At 51.7% G+C, this 16,119-nt stretch carries 18 protein-coding genes and 1 tRNA gene; 8 read left to right on the top strand and 11 right to left on the bottom strand.

Annotated elements, in window-relative coordinates; translation table 11 throughout:
- The first annotated feature begins 160 nt into the window (after positions 1-160).
- Positions 161-1,153, top strand: coding sequence for an aspartate--ammonia ligase (gene asnA, locus AC1HDJ_RS01710; protein ID WP_479536760.1), 993 nt, complete (start codon positions 161-163; stop codon positions 1,151-1,153).
- Positions 1,154-1,351: 198 nt separating this feature from the next.
- Here asnA and gstA read toward each other — a convergent pair whose 3' ends face one another.
- Complete coding sequence (gene gstA, locus AC1HDJ_RS01705; RefSeq protein WP_479536758.1) at positions 1,352-1,957, bottom strand: glutathione transferase GstA; 606 nt, start codon at positions 1,955-1,957, stop codon at positions 1,352-1,354.
- Positions 1,958-1,990: 33 nt separating this feature from the next.
- Here gstA and AC1HDJ_RS01700 point away from each other — a divergent pair, with 33 nt between their 5' ends.
- Both AC1HDJ_RS01700 and AC1HDJ_RS01695 read left to right on the top strand, forming a co-directional pair.
- Entirely contained in the window at positions 1,991-2,122 is a 132-nt protein-coding gene (locus AC1HDJ_RS01700) for a hypothetical protein (RefSeq protein WP_479536756.1), read from the top strand.
- Positions 2,123-2,247: 125 nt separating this feature from the next.
- Positions 2,248-2,661: a DUF805 domain-containing protein gene (locus AC1HDJ_RS01695; RefSeq protein WP_479536754.1), complete on the top strand. Its 414-nt coding sequence runs from the start codon at positions 2,248-2,250 to the stop codon at positions 2,659-2,661.
- A 149-nt stretch (positions 2,662-2,810) separates the two neighbouring features.
- Here AC1HDJ_RS01695 and AC1HDJ_RS01690 read toward each other — a convergent pair whose 3' ends face one another.
- A complete protein-coding gene (locus tag AC1HDJ_RS01690; RefSeq protein WP_479536752.1) occupies positions 2,811-3,557 on the bottom strand; it encodes an FAD-binding oxidoreductase in 747 nt (248 codons plus the stop codon).
- A 57-nt stretch (positions 3,558-3,614) separates the two neighbouring features.
- Positions 3,615-4,232, bottom strand: coding sequence for a helix-turn-helix transcriptional regulator (locus AC1HDJ_RS01685; RefSeq protein ID WP_479536750.1), 618 nt, complete (start codon positions 4,230-4,232; stop codon positions 3,615-3,617).
- Between the two features lie 379 nt (positions 4,233-4,611).
- Here AC1HDJ_RS01685 and emrD point away from each other — a divergent pair, with 379 nt between their 5' ends.
- Entirely contained in the window at positions 4,612-5,820 is a 1,209-nt protein-coding gene (gene emrD, locus AC1HDJ_RS01680; RefSeq protein ID WP_479536747.1) for a multidrug efflux MFS transporter EmrD, read from the top strand.
- A 42-nt stretch (positions 5,821-5,862) separates the two neighbouring features.
- Here the strand turns inward: emrD and glpX are convergent, their stop codons facing one another.
- Together glpX and AC1HDJ_RS01670 are read right to left on the bottom strand one after the other, a co-directional pair.
- Positions 5,863-6,873 (bottom strand): class II fructose-bisphosphatase, encoded by a 1,011-nt coding sequence (gene glpX, locus AC1HDJ_RS01675; protein ID WP_479536745.1) that lies wholly within the window; start codon positions 6,871-6,873, stop codon positions 5,863-5,865.
- Between the two features lie 265 nt (positions 6,874-7,138).
- Positions 7,139-7,663, bottom strand: a complete 525-nt coding sequence (locus AC1HDJ_RS01670; protein WP_479536743.1) for a Spy/CpxP family protein refolding chaperone — start codon at positions 7,661-7,663, stop codon at positions 7,139-7,141.
- Between the two features lie 166 nt (positions 7,664-7,829).
- On the opposite strand from AC1HDJ_RS01670, the gene cpxR reads away from it, so the two are divergent.
- The 3 genes from cpxR to trmL all read left to right on the top strand — a co-directional run bounded on the left by cpxR (position 7,830) and on the right by trmL (position 10,511).
- The gene (gene cpxR, locus AC1HDJ_RS01665) at positions 7,830-8,522 is read left to right on the top strand and encodes an envelope stress response regulator transcription factor CpxR (RefSeq protein WP_479536741.1); all 693 of its coding nucleotides are present in this window, start codon (positions 7,830-7,832) and stop codon (positions 8,520-8,522) included.
- Complete coding sequence (gene cpxA, locus AC1HDJ_RS01660; protein WP_479536739.1) at positions 8,519-9,910, top strand: envelope stress sensor histidine kinase CpxA; 1,392 nt, start codon at positions 8,519-8,521, stop codon at positions 9,908-9,910. The genes cpxR and cpxA overlap by 4 nt, the downstream gene beginning before the upstream one ends.
- 136 nt (positions 9,911-10,046) lie before the next feature.
- Entirely contained in the window at positions 10,047-10,511 is a 465-nt protein-coding gene (gene trmL / locus AC1HDJ_RS01655; RefSeq protein ID WP_479537197.1) for a tRNA (uridine(34)/cytosine(34)/5-carboxymethylaminomethyluridine(34)-2'-O)-methyltransferase TrmL, read from the top strand.
- A 66-nt stretch (positions 10,512-10,577) separates the two neighbouring features.
- On the opposite strand, the gene cysE is transcribed toward trmL, so the two are convergent.
- The 5 genes from cysE to AC1HDJ_RS01630 form a co-directional block, all read right to left on the bottom strand.
- Positions 10,578-11,399, bottom strand: a complete 822-nt coding sequence (cysE, locus tag AC1HDJ_RS01650) for a serine O-acetyltransferase (protein ID WP_438623238.1) — start codon at positions 11,397-11,399, stop codon at positions 10,578-10,580.
- Between the two features lie 36 nt (positions 11,400-11,435).
- Positions 11,436-12,443 (bottom strand): NAD(P)H-dependent glycerol-3-phosphate dehydrogenase, encoded by a 1,008-nt coding sequence (gene gpsA, locus AC1HDJ_RS01645; RefSeq protein ID WP_479536736.1) that lies wholly within the window; start codon positions 12,441-12,443, stop codon positions 11,436-11,438.
- 48 nt (positions 12,444-12,491) lie between these two features.
- Complete coding sequence (secB, locus tag AC1HDJ_RS01640; RefSeq protein ID WP_438623236.1) at positions 12,492-12,953, bottom strand: protein-export chaperone SecB; 462 nt, start codon at positions 12,951-12,953, stop codon at positions 12,492-12,494.
- 129 nt (positions 12,954-13,082) lie between these two features.
- Positions 13,083-13,517: a rhodanese-like domain-containing protein gene (locus AC1HDJ_RS01635; protein ID WP_479536734.1), complete on the bottom strand. Its 435-nt coding sequence runs from the start codon at positions 13,515-13,517 to the stop codon at positions 13,083-13,085.
- Between the two features lie 522 nt (positions 13,518-14,039).
- A tRNA-Pro gene (locus AC1HDJ_RS01630) sits at positions 14,040-14,116 on the bottom strand.
- A 384-nt stretch (positions 14,117-14,500) separates the two neighbouring features.
- On the opposite strand from AC1HDJ_RS01630, the gene tpiA reads away from it, so the two are divergent.
- Positions 14,501-15,265 carry a triose-phosphate isomerase gene (tpiA, locus tag AC1HDJ_RS01625; RefSeq protein ID WP_479536732.1) on the top strand — a complete coding sequence of 255 codons (765 nt, stop codon included), beginning with the start codon at positions 14,501-14,503 and terminating at the stop codon, positions 15,263-15,265.
- Positions 15,266-15,429: 164 nt separating this feature from the next.
- On the opposite strand, the gene AC1HDJ_RS01620 is transcribed toward tpiA, so the two are convergent.
- On the bottom strand, positions 15,430-16,059 hold the full coding sequence (locus AC1HDJ_RS01620) for a cysteine hydrolase family protein (RefSeq protein ID WP_479536730.1): 630 nt from the start codon (positions 16,057-16,059) through the stop codon (positions 15,430-15,432).
- Positions 16,060-16,119 lie beyond the last annotated feature (60 nt).

Raw genomic sequence — 16,119 nt, 5'->3', positions numbered from 1 at the left:
TGGTTATTTTTATTAATGAATATTGAATTGTATGGTGCTTTTGTTGAAGAATCAAAAACAGAGAGGCGCAGGAGCAAATGGTATGCATGGCTCTGTTAGCGCGATATTCCCCTTTTTTGACTGGTCAGCAGGCCGGCAATGACAGAAGAAGAGCCGTATCATGAGCAGAGAGTTTATCCAGCGCCAGCAGCAAATTAGCTTTGTAAAAACCTACTTTTCCGATCAACTGGCACAGCAGCTTGATCTTGTGGAAGTGCAGGGGCCAATTTTGAGCCAAGTGGGTGATGGCATTCAGGATAACTTGTCGGGCAGTGAGCAGGCAGTGCAAGTGAAGGTTAAAACGCTGCCACAGGCGCAGTTTGAGGTGGTGCATTCACTGGCAAAATGGAAGCGCCATACTCTGGGTCGTTACGGTTTTCAGGTCGGAGAGGGGATCTTCACCCACATGAAGGCGCTGCGCCCGGATGAAGATCGGCTGTCGGCCATTCACTCGGTGTATGTTGACCAGTGGGATTGGGAGCGAGTAATGCCCGATTCTGAGCGTACACCTGCCTATCTGCAACAAACGGTGCAGAAAATTTATCGTGCAATTAAGCAGACCGAACGTGCGGTGTGTGCCGAGTATGAGTTAACGCCGTTCTTGCCTGCTGAGATCCAGTTTATGCACAGTGAGCAACTGTTGCAGCGTTATCCAGGGCTTAGCGCTAAAGAGCGCGAGCGAGCGATTGCCAAAGAGTTGGGGGCCGTGTTTCTGATAGGTATCGGCGGAGCGCTGTCAAACGGTGATGCGCACGACTGCCGTGCCCCCGATTATGATGACTGGAGCTCTGCAGGGGTTGAAGGCTTAGCCGGTTTAAACGGTGACATTCTGGTATGGAACCCGGTGCTTGATGATGTGCTTGAGCTGTCATCAATGGGTATTCGAGTGGATGCCGCAGCACTGCAACATCAGCTAGCACTGACCGGAGATGAGGCGCGCTTGAGTCAGGCGTGGCATCAGAACCTGTTGCAGGGCGCGATGCCGCAAACTATTGGCGGTGGTATCGGGCAATCACGGTTGACCATGCTGTTGTTGCAACGCCCGCATATTGGGCAGGTGCAGTGTGGTGTCTGGCCGAGCGCGCTGCAGCATGAAATCAGCGGGCTGCTGTGATCTTACATAATAAATCTATTTGAACCGTTCGATATAAGAAGCTGAGATAAAAATTCGGTATAAAAACGCCCCTGAGTAGCATGGCCGCTCAGGGGCGTTTTGTTAGCGTAAGTTAGTTGCAGCCAACGATATATCTAGCAATATCGTTAGTGATACAGCGAGTGGTGGCTCTGTCTGTACTCTGCCACTTAACCTTGGTTAAATCAGCCCTTCGGCTTTCAGCGTTTGCTGTACGGCCGGACGTGCGCTGATGCGGGCAAGATAAGCTTGTATATGCGGATACGGGGCAAAATCAATTTTCAGCGGTGTTGCCCAGCCGAGTACGGTAAACATATAGGCATCAGCAATCGAGAAGGTTGCACCGGTGGCATACTCTTGCTGGGAAAACTGCTGATCTAAATAGGCCAGTTGCCCTTGAATACGGGTTAATACCACTTCACGCCACTCGGCCGGCATTGCCGGATTGAACAGGCTGCCCCACGTTTTGTGTAGCTCGGTGGCCACGTAGTTCAGACTCTCAAGCAGGTGGTAGTGGGCGCGGCTGCCAGCGGGCGGTGTCAGGGTATTGTTGGGGCACTGATCGGCCAGATACTGCACAATGGCTACCCCTTCGGTCAGTATAGAGCCGTCATCGAGCAGTAGCGTAGGGATTTGCCCTTTTGGGTTAATAGCCAAAAAGTCACTGCCATGTTCGGTTTTTTTCGAACGCAAGTCGACTTTTTCTATGCTGTGTGGCAGGCCAAGCTCATTGAGTACGATATGCGGAGACATGGAACAAGCGCCCGGAGTATAGAACAGTTTCATCGATAATTTCCTTATTGGATAACAGTTCATGCCATGCTGGAATCATTGTTCAACAGCAAAAGGGATCAGGCGGATATGCATCGTGTTGCCTCATCCAACGTTAACCAATATAAGCCACTGACGCGCCAGCGGCTAGAGGGAAAGACAATGCAGCTAAACCTGTAAGGGGATAACGGTTAAAACGTGGTGTAGTACTCGTGCAGACCTCATATAAAAGGATTTTACTGCTGCGTAATCAGTAAGGATGCAGGATAATATCCGTTATCAATCTGCCGCTACAGGGTGCGTTTATGTCGCTTTATGCATGGTTATTTTCTTTTCGGGGTCGGTTACAGCGTCAGGGGTTTTGGCAGGGTATGGGGATTTGTCTGCTGCTGCTGATGCTGGCAACTTGGCTACTTGATGGCTACACCAATGCGGTCAGTGCGGTGGTGATTGTACTGCTGTGGCCAATGCTGGCGGTATTGGTTAAGCGTCTACACGACAGAGGCAAACCCGGCTGGTTTGCCGCACTGCTGATTATTCCGGTGTTTTTTCCGGGGATTGGCCCGTATTTAACTGAGCCGCTGTGGCAGTGGGCAATAGCTCGCTTTATGCCACTGTTCGTGCTGGTGATTTTTGCCCTTGATTGCGGGCTGTTTCGTGGCCAACCAGACCGTAATCAATATGGCGATGTTCCGTTACCGGTACGTTTTCGCCGTTAGTGTAATGCCAATTTTACCGTGATGTTTTCGTGATCATGCTATGTTCGAGAGTATGATGTTTTGCTCATCATGTGCGGCTCGGTATTGAGTTGTTACCGCGCCGCCTATTTGTATCGAACTAATAACGTGGGCTGTTGTACTGATTTTACTTACCAGTAATGCTCACTAGTGATCTGGCCGGGTTTACGGCGCAGATGCTTTTGCAAGTTAAAGCTGCTGATCAGCGTTTGCTGGGTATCGCGCACCATTTGCGGATTTCCGCACAGCATAATGTGTGAGTGTTCGGCCGCAATAGCCAGCTCTGCTTTTTGCTCTAATGCACCCGAGGTTAATAGTGCAGGGATCCGCCCCTCCAGTCCGTCAGGGTTCGCTTCACGGCTCACCACACTCAGGCAGCGTAATTTACCTGCGTACTCAGCTTCCAGCGCTTGCATCTGTGGCCAGTAGCTGAGATCTGACTGCTGACGCACGGCATGGATCAAGCGGATGTGGCGAATATGCGTAAGCTGCGAAGGTTGCGCTAACATCGATAAATAGGGGCCGATGGCCGTGCCAGTGGCGATCATCCATAAATCACGGGTCGGCGGCAGCTCATCAAGCACAAAAAAACCGTTGGCCTGTACCGTCAGCCAGACGTTATCCCCCACCTGTAGCCGCTGTAATGCGCCAGAGAGTTTGCCTTCAGGCACCTGAATGACATAAAAAATCAGATCATCGCTGTCGGGAGCATTTACATACGAGTATGCGCGCTGTACCCGTTCACCGTTAATATCCAGCGCCAGCTTGGCGAACTGGCCGGCTTTAAACGGTGCAACCGCTGCGCGGACGTGCAGCGAAAACAGGCGATCAGTCCAATGCTCGATTTTACTGACGCTGCCCTGAACCCACTCTGTCATGCTGTATACCTTCTGTGTATCGCTGAATGAAAAACGTTCTCGCTGGCCGTTGTGGTATCAGCGGGCTGAAATTGCATAGGCACAACGGCGGTCTCCGCCAACAATATGTTCGATACGTTCAACCTGATAAGGTTCACCGAGCAGACGCTGAAATAAGTGTAGCTCACTGGCGCACAAGGCCTGACACGCACTGGCGGCAGAACAGATCGGGCAGTGCTGTTCAATCAGCAAAAATCCGCCGTCATAGGGTTGCAGTTCGGCCATATACCCCTCGTGCTGGCGCAGCCGTACCAGTGCGCTCAGGCGCGCTTCCAGCGTATGGGCATGCAAGAGTGCGCCGTGATACTGCTGATACAGCTGCTCTTCGCGCTCATTCATCAGTTGGCTAAGCATCGGTTCGCCATACAGTTTACGAATGTTGATCAGTAATCCGGCAGAAAGGTCGGCGTGGCGATCGGGAAAGGTGGCATGCCCTTGCGCAGTGAGTGACCAAAAACGGGTCGGGCGGCCGATTTTCAGCCGTTGATCGTCAAACTGCACCAGTTGTTGCTGCTCAAGTAGCTGCATGTGCTGGCGAATGCCCATAGTGGTCATGCCCAGATCTGCGGCGAGCATTTTTGCACTGAGCGCACCCTGACTTTTCAGCCGGTGCAGAATAATATCCGCCGTTTTCATGATGGGATCTGCTCCGGTTTCGCCGCCATGTTAATAGAATGTTTATTATGCCGTGCACAGTTTATAAAGCAATGCGTTTACTTATTGTAGGAAATGATTGTGGGAAATATGGCCGTACAGCAAGGGCGGTTGAGCCTTGTTGCGGGCGGTGTAAATATTTTATTCCAGCCGTGATCGGTTATTTGTACGCCTGCCGTAATCTTCCGAGCGTATAAAGGTTGTGAGCTGGCTCACCACTTTGCTATCGTATTACCTATGACTGTTTCCAGTCATTTTTTATCTACTATTTCCCTTAATCCACAGAATAAAACTCTGCGTTGCTAACGCTGCAATCTAAGGTTGCGGTGGCGTTGTGCAGTGGAATTGAAGCCAATTAAACATGAATAAAACAAACGAAAACAAAATGCTGCTTTTGCTGATTTTGTTAGTGGCTGTTGGGCAGATGACGCAAACCATCTATGTTCCCGCCATGACGCAGATTGCAACCGGATTAATGGTTCGCCCTGGTGCGGTACAGGCGGTGATGGCCGCCTATTTACTGACGTATGGCCTGTCACAACTGATTTATGGCCCGCTCTCTGATCGTATTGGCCGCCGCCCTGTGGTGCTGGCCGGTTTACTGGTGTTTGTAGCCGGAACGTTATTAGCCATTTTAGCACCGAATTTAGATCTACTCGTGGCCAGTAGCGCGATTCAAGGCTTGGGAACCGGGGTTGCGGGTGTGATGATCCGTACCGTGCCGCGCGACTTGTTTGATGGTGCGCCGTTGCGCCGTGCCAACAGCTTGATCAGTATGGGGGTGATATTCAGCCCGCTATTGGCTCCGGTGCTGGGCGGCGTGCTATCGGCCCATTTTGGCTGGCGAGCCTGTTTTGTATTTTTGCTTGGGCTGGGGGCGTTTGTCTGGATATCGATGGCACTTTGGCTACCGGAAACTCGGCCAGAAGCAGCAAAACATCACGCAACTAGCCTACTCAAAGGCTATAAGCACTTATTGCAACAGGGTGATTTTGTTGGCTATGTGCTGATTATGGTGTGCGCCTTATCGGGTGTTGCGGTATTTGAGGCCAGCGCGGGCGTATTGATGAGCAATGAGTTGGGGTTGAGCGAAGTGATGGTCAGCCTCTTGTTTATTTTGCCGTTACCGGCGGCATTTTTAGGCTCGTGGCTGGCTGCGCAAAAACGTTTTACTCTCAATCAGTTAATGTGGATTGGTGTCAGTGCTGCTGTGTTGGCTGGTTTTAGTATGTGGGCGTGTGGCGCACTGGGTATTCTTACCGTGTATAGCTTGCTGATCCCTGCCGCGATGTTCTTTTTTGCCGGTGGCATGTTGTTCCCGCTGGCGACGACTGGCGCACTTAACCCTTATCCGCTGTTAGCAGGTTCGGCCGGTGCGCTGGTTGGCGGATTACAAAACATGGGCTCAGGGATCACCACATGGCTCTCAGCCAGCTTGCCAATGCATGGTCAAACCACACTTGGTTTGCTGATGTTGGTGATGGGCTTGCTGATAGGCTTGTTTTGGTTGCTGATTGTTTACCGTCAGCGCCAGCAAAAATTGGATCTCTCTGCGCGCCGTATCGGTTAGATACAAATCAAAACGGCACTCTATTGAGTGCCGTTTTTGTTATCACAGAATAATCTGGCAGATCTCTGGGTCTTTACGATCCAGATAATGGGTAGATTTAATGCGGCGAATGGTGCGCGATTTACCGCGAATGAGCAGCGTTTCGGTGGTTGCGACATTGCCCTGACGGTGAATACCCTCAAGCAGATCGCCTTTGGTGATACCGGTGGCCGAGAAAATAACGTTATCGTTACGCGCCATATCTGACAGCGTCAGCACTTTATCTGCCTCAATGCCCATCTCTGCGCAGCGAGCCAGCTCACTTTCACCTAACCGACGGTTATCTTCGCTATCACCTTTTACATGATGACGTGCTAGCAAACGGCCCTGCATATCGCCATCAAGCGCGCGGATCACCGCCGCAGAGATAACACCCTCCGGCGCACCGCCGATACCGTACAGCACATCCACTTCACTCTCTGGCATACAAGTCAGGATAGAGGCTGCAACATCCCCATCAGGAATAGCAAAGACCCTCACGCCCATTGCCTGCATTTGTGCAATGGCGCTGTCGTGGCGCGGTTTGGCCAGCGTGATAACCGTCAGCGCATGCAGCGGTTTGTTCAGTTTTTCGGCCACACGGGTCAGGTTTTCCGTTAGCGATAAATTAAGATCAATCACCCCTTTTGCTGCTGGGCCGACCGCCAGTTTTTCCATATACATATCCGGGGCGCGTAAAAATGTGCCTTTTTCGCCCACTGCCAGCACCGCCAGCGCATTGGCCTGCCCCATAGCAGTCATCCGCGTGCCTTCAATCGGGTCAACCGCGATATCTACCGCACAGCCTTGGCCGGTACCCACTTTCTCACCGATATATAGCATCGGCGCTTCATCAATTTCACCTTCACCGATCACGATTTCACCGGCGATCTCAACTTGATTGAGCATAATGCGCATCGCGCGAACCGCAGCATCATCGGCAATATTCTTATCGCCACGCCCCAGCCATTTATAACCGGCCAGTGCCGCCGCTTCGGTTACACGGGAAAACTCGATCGCTAATTCACGTTTCATGAGGGCAAACCTGTAAGAGAGAATGAATAAAAACGCCGCCGAGTCTAGCACAAAACAGACGTAACCGTTTGCGTTTGCGTGTTAAAAAATCACGACTATCCCCCTTAAAACAGCAATGTAGCCGTAAAAGGAAAATCCTATTCAGAGGAAAGAAGTGCAAAGCACTTAAAAAATATGGGGGGATGAAAGCAAAAACACCCACTGACACAGTGCCAGCGGGTGGAGTGTGAAGATCGATTTTAGCGGGAAGCTAAAAGTTAAAACCTTAGTTTGCCGTTGGTGCAATGGCTGCTGCCGGCATTGCAGGTTTGACAACCGGCTGGCGAGCCTGATAACGCTGATTTACCTTAGCTTGTTGCTCTGGTGTCAGCAGGTTATACATCTGGTTATGCGTACGGGCACGCTCAACCTGGCTGTCAACACGCTGTGCGTTCATCTTCTCGAACATATTGCGGGCCGCAGTTTCATCAAATTTTGCTGCAGTCATAATTTTGTGCATTTCGGCGCGCATTTCATCGGCCATACGCGGTTCGCGTTTTTGTTGCTGGCACAGCGTTTTGAACTGTGCTTGCTGCTGTTCGCTCAGGTTCAGCCCTTTAGTGGTAAAACCAGAGCAGCGCATACTTTTATGATCGCCGTTTTTCATGTGATGCTTTTGCATCATACCGGTTCTCTCTGCCGGTGCGCTGTTGTCCGCTGCCGAGGTGGTGACTGCGGTGGTTTGTGCCATAGCCAGACCCGATGTCAACGCTAACACAGAAGCAATCATCACTTTATTCAGTACTCGCATGGTTTTTTCCTTTTACTGGTTAACAGGGGTGGATGTTATCCGTTCAATCAATGAGGGTAATTGTAGGCGCATCAATGCAAAGTGGTGTCAGGTGGTGTAAATCTATGTAAAGGAACATGGCTGTCAGGCAGGGGATCGCATACCTTATGTCAGGCGGAGGGACAGTATGACCAAACTATTGCTTGTGGATGATGACCACGAATTAACCGATTTACTCTCAGAACTGCTCGAAATGGAAGGCTTTTCGGTATTGATCGCCCACGATGGCGATCAAGCACTGAGCGTATTGGATGAAAGTATCGATCTGATCTTGCTCGATATCATGATGCCCAAACGTAACGGGCTTGAGACACTCAAGGCACTGCGCTTGAACTTCACGACTCCGGTTTTGATGCTGACTGCGCGCGGCAGTGAGCTAGACAGAGTGCTGGGGCTGGAGCTGGGCGCGGATGACTACCTGCCCAAGCCCTTTAATGATCGTGAACTGGTAGCGCGGATTCGGGCTATTTTGCGCCGAACTGTGCGGGTCAGTAGTAGCGAAGATAAGGGGCAGGAGTGCCTACAATTTGATCAGATAACCCTCTATCCGGGGCGGCAAGAGGTGCGCTATCAGGATGCAGCCCTTGATTTGACCGGTACGGAATTTACCCTGTTGCACCTGCTCATTCAGCACCCCGGTGAGATTATTTCACGGGAAACCCTGAGTCTGGATATTCTGGGTAAACGCCTTTCACCGTTTGACCGTTCGATTGACATGCACATGTCAAATCTGCGCAAAAAGCTGCCCGAGCGTAGTGATGGCCAGCCGTGGTTTAAAACCCTGCGCGGGCGTGGTTACCTGCTGGTTGCGGCAGCATGATGGGGTTACTAACAACCCTGAACAGCCTGACTGCGCGGATATTTGCAATTTTCTGGTTTACGCTGGCATTGGTGTTGCTGCTGGTGCTGATGCTACCGCGCTGGGATAGCCGTAATGTCACCGAACTTTCGCCGCGTGAAAACGCCTCTTACCAGCGGATGGCCAATCAGCTGGGGCGGCAACTGCAAGCTCTGCCTGCTGATGCAACCGATCGGCAGATTCGGTTATCGCTCAACAGTAACCAGCATTCGCGCGTGCGGGTGATTATTCAGCGTGGTGACGGCCTGCTGCTTGGCTCGGGGCATATGGGGGCGCGCGACATGAGCAACTTTGTCTCGCTGTCGGAAGATTTACAGTATCCGCGCAAAAAACGGTATGACCAGCGCATGGTGATCGGGCCGTTTATCGTGTTTGCCCACGGGGAGATGTATCGCCTGTTCCTATCGCACCCGACCGATCCGAACAAGGGGCTGATCAACTATCTGCTTGATCATCCGATTACCCTGCTGGCGGTCACCATGTTGAGTAGCACCCCGTTTTTGCTGTGGCTGGCCTGGAGCCTAGCCCGCCCCGCGCGGCGTTTGCAACGGGCGGCGAATAAAGTGGCTGGTGGCGAGCTAACCCTTGATCCGCTGCTTGAGCGCGGCTCGAAAGAGTTTCGTGCTGCCGGGCGTAGTTTTAACCAAATGGTCAGCGTGCTTGAGCAAATGGTTGGCAATCAACAGCGTCTATTGTCGGATATCTCGCATGAGCTGCGCACCCCGCTTACCCGTTTGCAACTGGCGACTGCACTGGTACGCCGCCGTCAGGGCGAGAGCAGTGAGCTGGCACGGATTGAGACCGAAGCCCAGCGGTTAGATGGCATGATTGGCGATCTGCTGGCTCTATCACGTTTACAGCTCAACAGCCATCTGGAACGCGAGGCACTGCACGCTGATGAGCTGTGGGAGCCGGTGCTTGATGATGCCACCTTTGAGGCAGAACAGAGCGGTAAAACACTGGTGATTGAGGATGTACTGCAACCGTGGCCGTTAAGTGGTAACCGTGCCCTGCTCGAAAGCGCGCTTGAGAACGTGATCCGCAATGCCTTGCGCTACGCGTATCAAACCATCAGCTTGCGTTTTCAGTGTGATATGAGCAGTGATGCGCCGCGTATGCTACATATTTTTATTGATGATGATGGGCCAGGCGTGCCGCCGGAAGAGCGCGAGAAAATTTTCCGCCCGTTTTACCGTACCGATGAGGCGCGTACCCGCACCTCGGGTGGAACGGGGCTGGGGCTGGCAATTGTTGATAACGCTATTCGGCAGCATCGCGGTACGATCAGCGCCAGCACCAGCCCGCAGGGTGGATTGCGTGTTACCATCAGCCTGCCGCTGGCCGACTGATACCACATGGCGGTTGATTACCTGCTTGCAGACCGGTTGTTTACCCGCCGGTCTGCGTCTCTGTGCATTTTACCGCCGTGAGTTGATCGGGTATCCTGCCGGTATTCCATTAACAGTGATCAGTGAAACCATCAGTATGCTGAATATCGTTCTGTATCAGCCCGAAATCCCGCCCAATACCGGCAATATTATCCGTTTATGTGCCAATACCGGCTACCGGTTGCACCTGATCGAGCCGCTCGGGTTTACTTGGGATGATAAGCGTCTGCGTCGTGCGGGGCTGGATTACCACGAGTTTACCTCTATCAAGCGCCACCATGATTATGCTGCCTTTCTGGCCAGCGAACAGCCGGATCGCCTGTTTGCCCTGACCACCAAAGGCACGCCAAATCACAGTGAAATTAGCTATCAGGCGGGGGATTTTCTGCTGTTTGGCCCGGAAACCCGTGGTCTGCCAGCCGAAATTTTAGATGCACTGCCACCGCAGCAGAAAATCCGCATACCTATGTGTGCAGAGAGCCGCAGCATGAATCTGTCGAATACGGTTGCCGTTGTCGTGTATGAGTCGTGGCGGCAGTTAGGTTATGCGGGCGCACGCTAATTTACGTGCGTTGCGAGGGGAGGAATTGCCGGTTTTCGTAAACCAGTGATAACCTGATGGCGGCGGTTAAATACCGTCGCCATGCGAGAAGTGATGCCGCAGCAGGTCAAAATCTTGATCCATCTCAAGCGAGGGTTTTGCACAGCCCGGCCGCCCGACAATCCGCGCCGGAATGCCAGCTACCGTAGTATGCGGCGGCACAGCTTGTAAAACCACTGAGCCTGCGCCAATCTTAGCCCCGCGCCCAACTTCAATATTGCCCAGCACTTTTGCACCCGCGCCAATCATCACCCCTTCACGGATTTTCGGGTGGCGATCGCCCGACTCTTTGCCCGTACCGCCAAGCGTGACATTCTGCAGGATAGACACATCATTTTCGACCACCGCCGTTTCACCAATCACAATACCGGTGGCATGGTCGAGCATAATCCCGTGGCCTATGCGGGCCGCCGGATGAATATCCACCGCAAACACTACCGAGATCTGGTTTTGCAGATAAATGGCCAGTGAAGTGCGGTTTTGCTGCCACAGCCAGTTTGCCACCCGATAGCCTTGCAGCGCATGGATGCCCTTCAAATACAGCAGCGGCGTGGTACACATACTGACGGCCGGATCGCGATCACGTACTGCGCGGATATCCAGCGCGGCACTTTCGATAATGCCGCAATCGTGCTCGTGCGCTTCTTCAATGATTTCCCGCACTGAAATGGCCGGCATGGTGGCGGTAGCCAGTTTATTGGCCAGAATATAGCTGAGCGCATTGCCCAGATGGTTGTGCTTTAAAATCGTGGCGTGAAAAAAGCTGGCCAGCATTGGCTCGCCCTCAACCAGTTGCCGCGCTTCTTGTTTGATCTCTTGCCAGATCAGATCCAGCTCCGGTTTATACATGCCAACCGACTCCACCATGACCTACATACATAAGTATTATTCGTTTTTGCTGGCGCGTGCCAGCAGCGCAACAGCCGCTTCACGCGCATCTTTCCCGCAATAAAGCACCTGATAAATTTGTTCGGTAATCGGCATTTCAACCCCCAGACGCTGGGCCAAAATGTGCACCTCTTTGGTGTTACGGTAACCTTCAACCACCTGACCAATACTCTGCTGCGCGGCATCCACACCGTTGCCTTGCCCCAGCATCAGCCCAAAACGGCGGTTACGCGATTGGTTATCGGTGCATGTCAGCACCAGATCGCCCAATCCGGCCATGCCCATAAAGGTAGCAGCCTCTGCGCCAAGGGCCACACCTAACCGGCTCATCTCGGCCAAACCACGGGTGATCAGCGCAGTGCGTGCGTTAGCGCCAAACCCCATACCGTCAGACATTCCTGCACCAATGGCTATGACGTTTTTCACCGCGCCGCCCAGTTGCACACCGACAAAGTCGGGGTTGTTGTAGACGCGAAAACTTTTTCCGCAGTGAAACAGGGTTTGCAGATCGGCGGAAAATTGCGGGTCGGTTGCGGAAACCGAAATGGCAGTTGGCATGCCTGCAGCCATCTCTTTGGCAAATGTCGGGCCAGAGAGAACGGCCAGTGGAATGGTATCGCCTAGCACCTCACGCGCTACCTCTTCCAAAAGGCGGCCGGTATCAGCTTCCAGCCCTTTGGTGGCCCAGACAATCCGGCTCTCAGAGCGCAGGTAAGGCTTGATATTGGCCAGCACCTGACCAAACACATGGCTCGGTACAACAATCAGCAGATCACGGCTGGCCGCCACGGCAGTGGCTAAATCAGGTTCGATTTCCAGTGCCGCCGGGAAGGGAACACCCGGCAAAAAGGCACTGTTTTCACGCGAAGAGACCAGACTCGCCATGTGCTGTGGATTATGTCCCCACAGCATGACACGGTGGTGATTACGAGCAAGGGTGAGGGCGAGAGCCGTACCGTACGAACCGGCACCGATCACTGTCATGGCGACATCTGGTTTCATCATGGTGTTATCTTCTTTATTTCGGCAACAAAACAGTATGTATTGCTGCAATTATGCTTGTTCAGTTTGGCCTTGCTGTGCTTGTTCTTGCAAGTAGTTCATGAACAGTGCATCAAAGTTAACCGGGGCTAAGTTCAGCTGTGGGAATGTACCGCGCGTTACCAAGCTGGTTACACACTCACGTGCATACGGGAACAGAATGTTCGGGCAGTATGCACCTAGGCAATGCGCCATTTGTGAAGCATCAAGGCCGGCAACAGAGAAGATACCTGCTTGCTGAATTTCACACAGGAAAGCCACTTGCTCGCCCACGTTTGCAGTCACAGTCAGGCGCAGAACCACTTCATAGGTGTTATCACCTAGCTCATTTGACGCAGTATCCAGATCCAGTTTCACATCCGGCTGCCACTCTTTTTGGAAAATAGTTGGCGAGTTTGGCGCTTCAAAAGAGACATCTTTGGTGTAGATACGCTGAATTTGGAACAGGGTTTCACTCATATTTTGTTCAGACATGACACTTATACCTTCTAGTTTCGTTTCCTTGAAAACGGAGAGGATGCTTTGCTGGTATTGACGCTACGCACATCTGTAACGCTGACAGTGCGGCACACCATAGCAAAGCGTAATAGCAAACCAAATAACTTACTTTCCACGCGCCAGTGGCAGGTGTGCTGCTGACCAGCCGGAAATCCCTTCGCTCAGCACGCTAACTTGCGTAAAGCCAAGTTTATGCAAGTTTTCAGCGGCACTGCGCGCAGTCATTCCGGTGGCACAGACCACAATCACCGGTTGTGCTTTGTGTTTTTCCAGCTCACCTAAATTATTATCTTTAATTGCTGAAGGCAGCATATTTACGCTATCAACGATATGGCCTTTGCGGTAATCATCGGGTGAACGAATATCGACCGCTATCGCATTTTCACGGTTCAGCAATTGCGTAGCGCGTGCATTATCTACGGTTTTAATGGGGGAAAAACGGCTTTTATACGTGGTTACGATCACGGCCACAAATAGCCCAATCCATGCCACACTGAGAACGGTGTGGCCCTGAATAAATTGCATGACTTGTTGCTGCATAGTGTTTCGCCATTAAGGGTGAATGAGTGAAAGAGGTCTGAGTATACCTGCCTATAACTGCAATTACAGCTTTCCCGCCCTTTGATAACTGCAATATGTGGGCGCATTGGCACTCAGCGATTCTTGTCGTCAGGTTGTCAGAGTCAGAACCGTGTGGTTTTGTTCCATCATTGGCTAAAATATACACAGCGGGTGTACTACTGCGCTGCCAAAGCAGGCGTAAAAGCACAAACAGGAAAAGCCAAAAAGAAAAACCAGAAAGAAAAAGCATTATATTTTGCGGGATAGAGATTGAGAGCCTTAATGCTTCGGGCACAGGGCACACTGGAGCATTATTCTATTTTGCTACAATAGCATGTTGGTAGAACAGCATTTTGGCCAACTAGCCTGTTAGCCGAATCGCATGTAAAAAACCGAGCATGCTAAGTGCACTGTAGAAAGTGAGGGCACTGTAAAAGCAGTTCAATATTCAGGGATGACAGAATGCAAAAAGCCCGCTCAAAGAGCGGGCTTTTCTTAATATGGTCGGTGAGAGAGGATTCGAACCTCCGACCCACTGGTCCCAAACCAGTTGCGCTACCGGGCTGCGCTACTCACCGAATGACGCGCATCTTAATCAGCACCGGCGAACTCGTCAACTGTTTTGTAGTTAAAGCCGTGCGACTGCGTTTTTATTGCCCTATTTGTGTGATTTATCAGCAGGCGAGGCTTGTTTCTCGGCACAAATACAACCGTCTTTCTGGAAAGTAGCGGCAAAGATGTAAGCGAGTTTCGTAAATAGGCAACAGAAAAAATCATGCAATCCTAAAATCTATGATGGCTCTCAGATAAATCGATTCAAATAGCTGTTATATTTTTCCGATTATGTTTGAGAAAAGCCGTGGCCTGCGCGTAAACACTACGTACACAGCACGGGCAAATGATTATCACCTTATTGATTAGATCGTTTTATTGATTAGATCGTTGAACTGGAGAGTACAAGCATGCGTCGTCCATTAGTTATGGGTAACTGGAAGCTGAACGGTAACAAAGCTATGGTGCAAGATCTGATCGCAGGTCTGAACACAGAACTGGCCGGTGTTGAAGGTTGTGGCGTAGCCATTGCCCCTCCGGTGATGTATCTGGCGGAAGCCCAGAGTGCATTAGCAGGTTCAGCCATCGTATTGGGTGCACAAAATGTTGACGTTAACGTGGCAGGTGCATTTACCGGTGATATCTCTCCTGAGATGCTCAAAGAGTTTGGTGCGCAGTATATTATTATTGGCCACTCTGAGCGCCGTACTTACCACCATGAGAGCGATGCTTTCATCGCCCAAAAATTTGCTGCACTGAAAACAGCCGGCCTCACTCCGGTTCTGTGTATCGGTGAAACCGACGCACAAAATGAAGCCGGTGAAACTGAAGCTGTATGTGCAACTCAACTCGATGCAGTACTGACTACGCTAGGTGCACAGGCGCTGATGGGTGCGGTGATTGCTTATGAACCTATCTGGGCTATCGGTACGGGTAAATCAGCCACTCCAGCACAGGCACAAGCGATTCACGCGTTTATCCGTGGTCACATTGCCAAGCATGATGCGGCAGTGGCAGAACAAGTGATCATCCAGTACGGCGGTTCAGTGAACGCGGCTAATGCTGCTGAACTGTTCACCCAGCCAGATATCGATGGTGCGCTGGTTGGCGGTGCTTCACTCAAAGCCGATGCCTTCGCGGTTATCGTTAAAGCAGCAGCGAAAGCAAAAGCATAATCATATTGCTTGCGGGCAGCCAGTGATCTTACTGCCCGCAGGTTTTGCTGTGTTTGCCGGCTCACGTAGGTGAGCTGAGGATAGAAATCCGGTGCAGTGCTATGCGGTACTATGAAGTGCTATGCAGTACTATTACGCACCGGATTTTTTTATGCCGATGAGCTCTATTTTATGCCGATAAGAGAGTCAACGGTCAGCACCCGCGCTACTTTGGCTAGCATCCGCAGGGTTGCCTCTTGATCATCATCACTGGCTGCGATACAGCAGTCACCGACCACCGTGCAGATAAAATCCTGATCGTGCGCCTCGCGTACTGTGCTTTGCACCACCAAATCAGTGGCACAACCGGCCATAACCAATTCGTTGATGCCTGCTGCCCGTAGCCGTAACGCTAAATCAGTACCACACCATGCGCTGACTCGGTGTTTGGTGATCACCTCTTCCCCTGCTTGCGGTGCAAACGCCGGATAGAACTCGCCACCCCAACTGCCATCTTGAAATGCCCCTGATTTTGCTGCCGCAGAAAACAGCGGTGAGTGTGGGCTGACCTCACGGTAATCGGCAGAAAAAGCCACTCTTACATGGATAATGCGCCAGTGCTGTGCCCGTGCATGCTGTAGCAAGGTGGTAATGTTCGGCAATACGTGGTGGCGCTGGGCAAATTGTGTATAACCGCGCGCGGCTGACTTTCCCTGTGGATCAAGGGTTTCATTCATAAAATCAAGCAGTAACAGTGCAACTTTGGGGGCGGTTTCAGGTAATGCGGCTGTATCCCCCATAAGAAAATCTGACATAAGTTTACCTTGCGTAGGGTGCGTACATACTGCGAAAAAGAGAGAGAAAAAGTATGCGCC

It is taken from the genome of Plesiomonas sp. ISS29, assembly GCF_056522795.1.
Note: the sequence above shows the minus strand (reverse complement) of the source record. Positions and strands in the feature narration are given on the sequence as shown.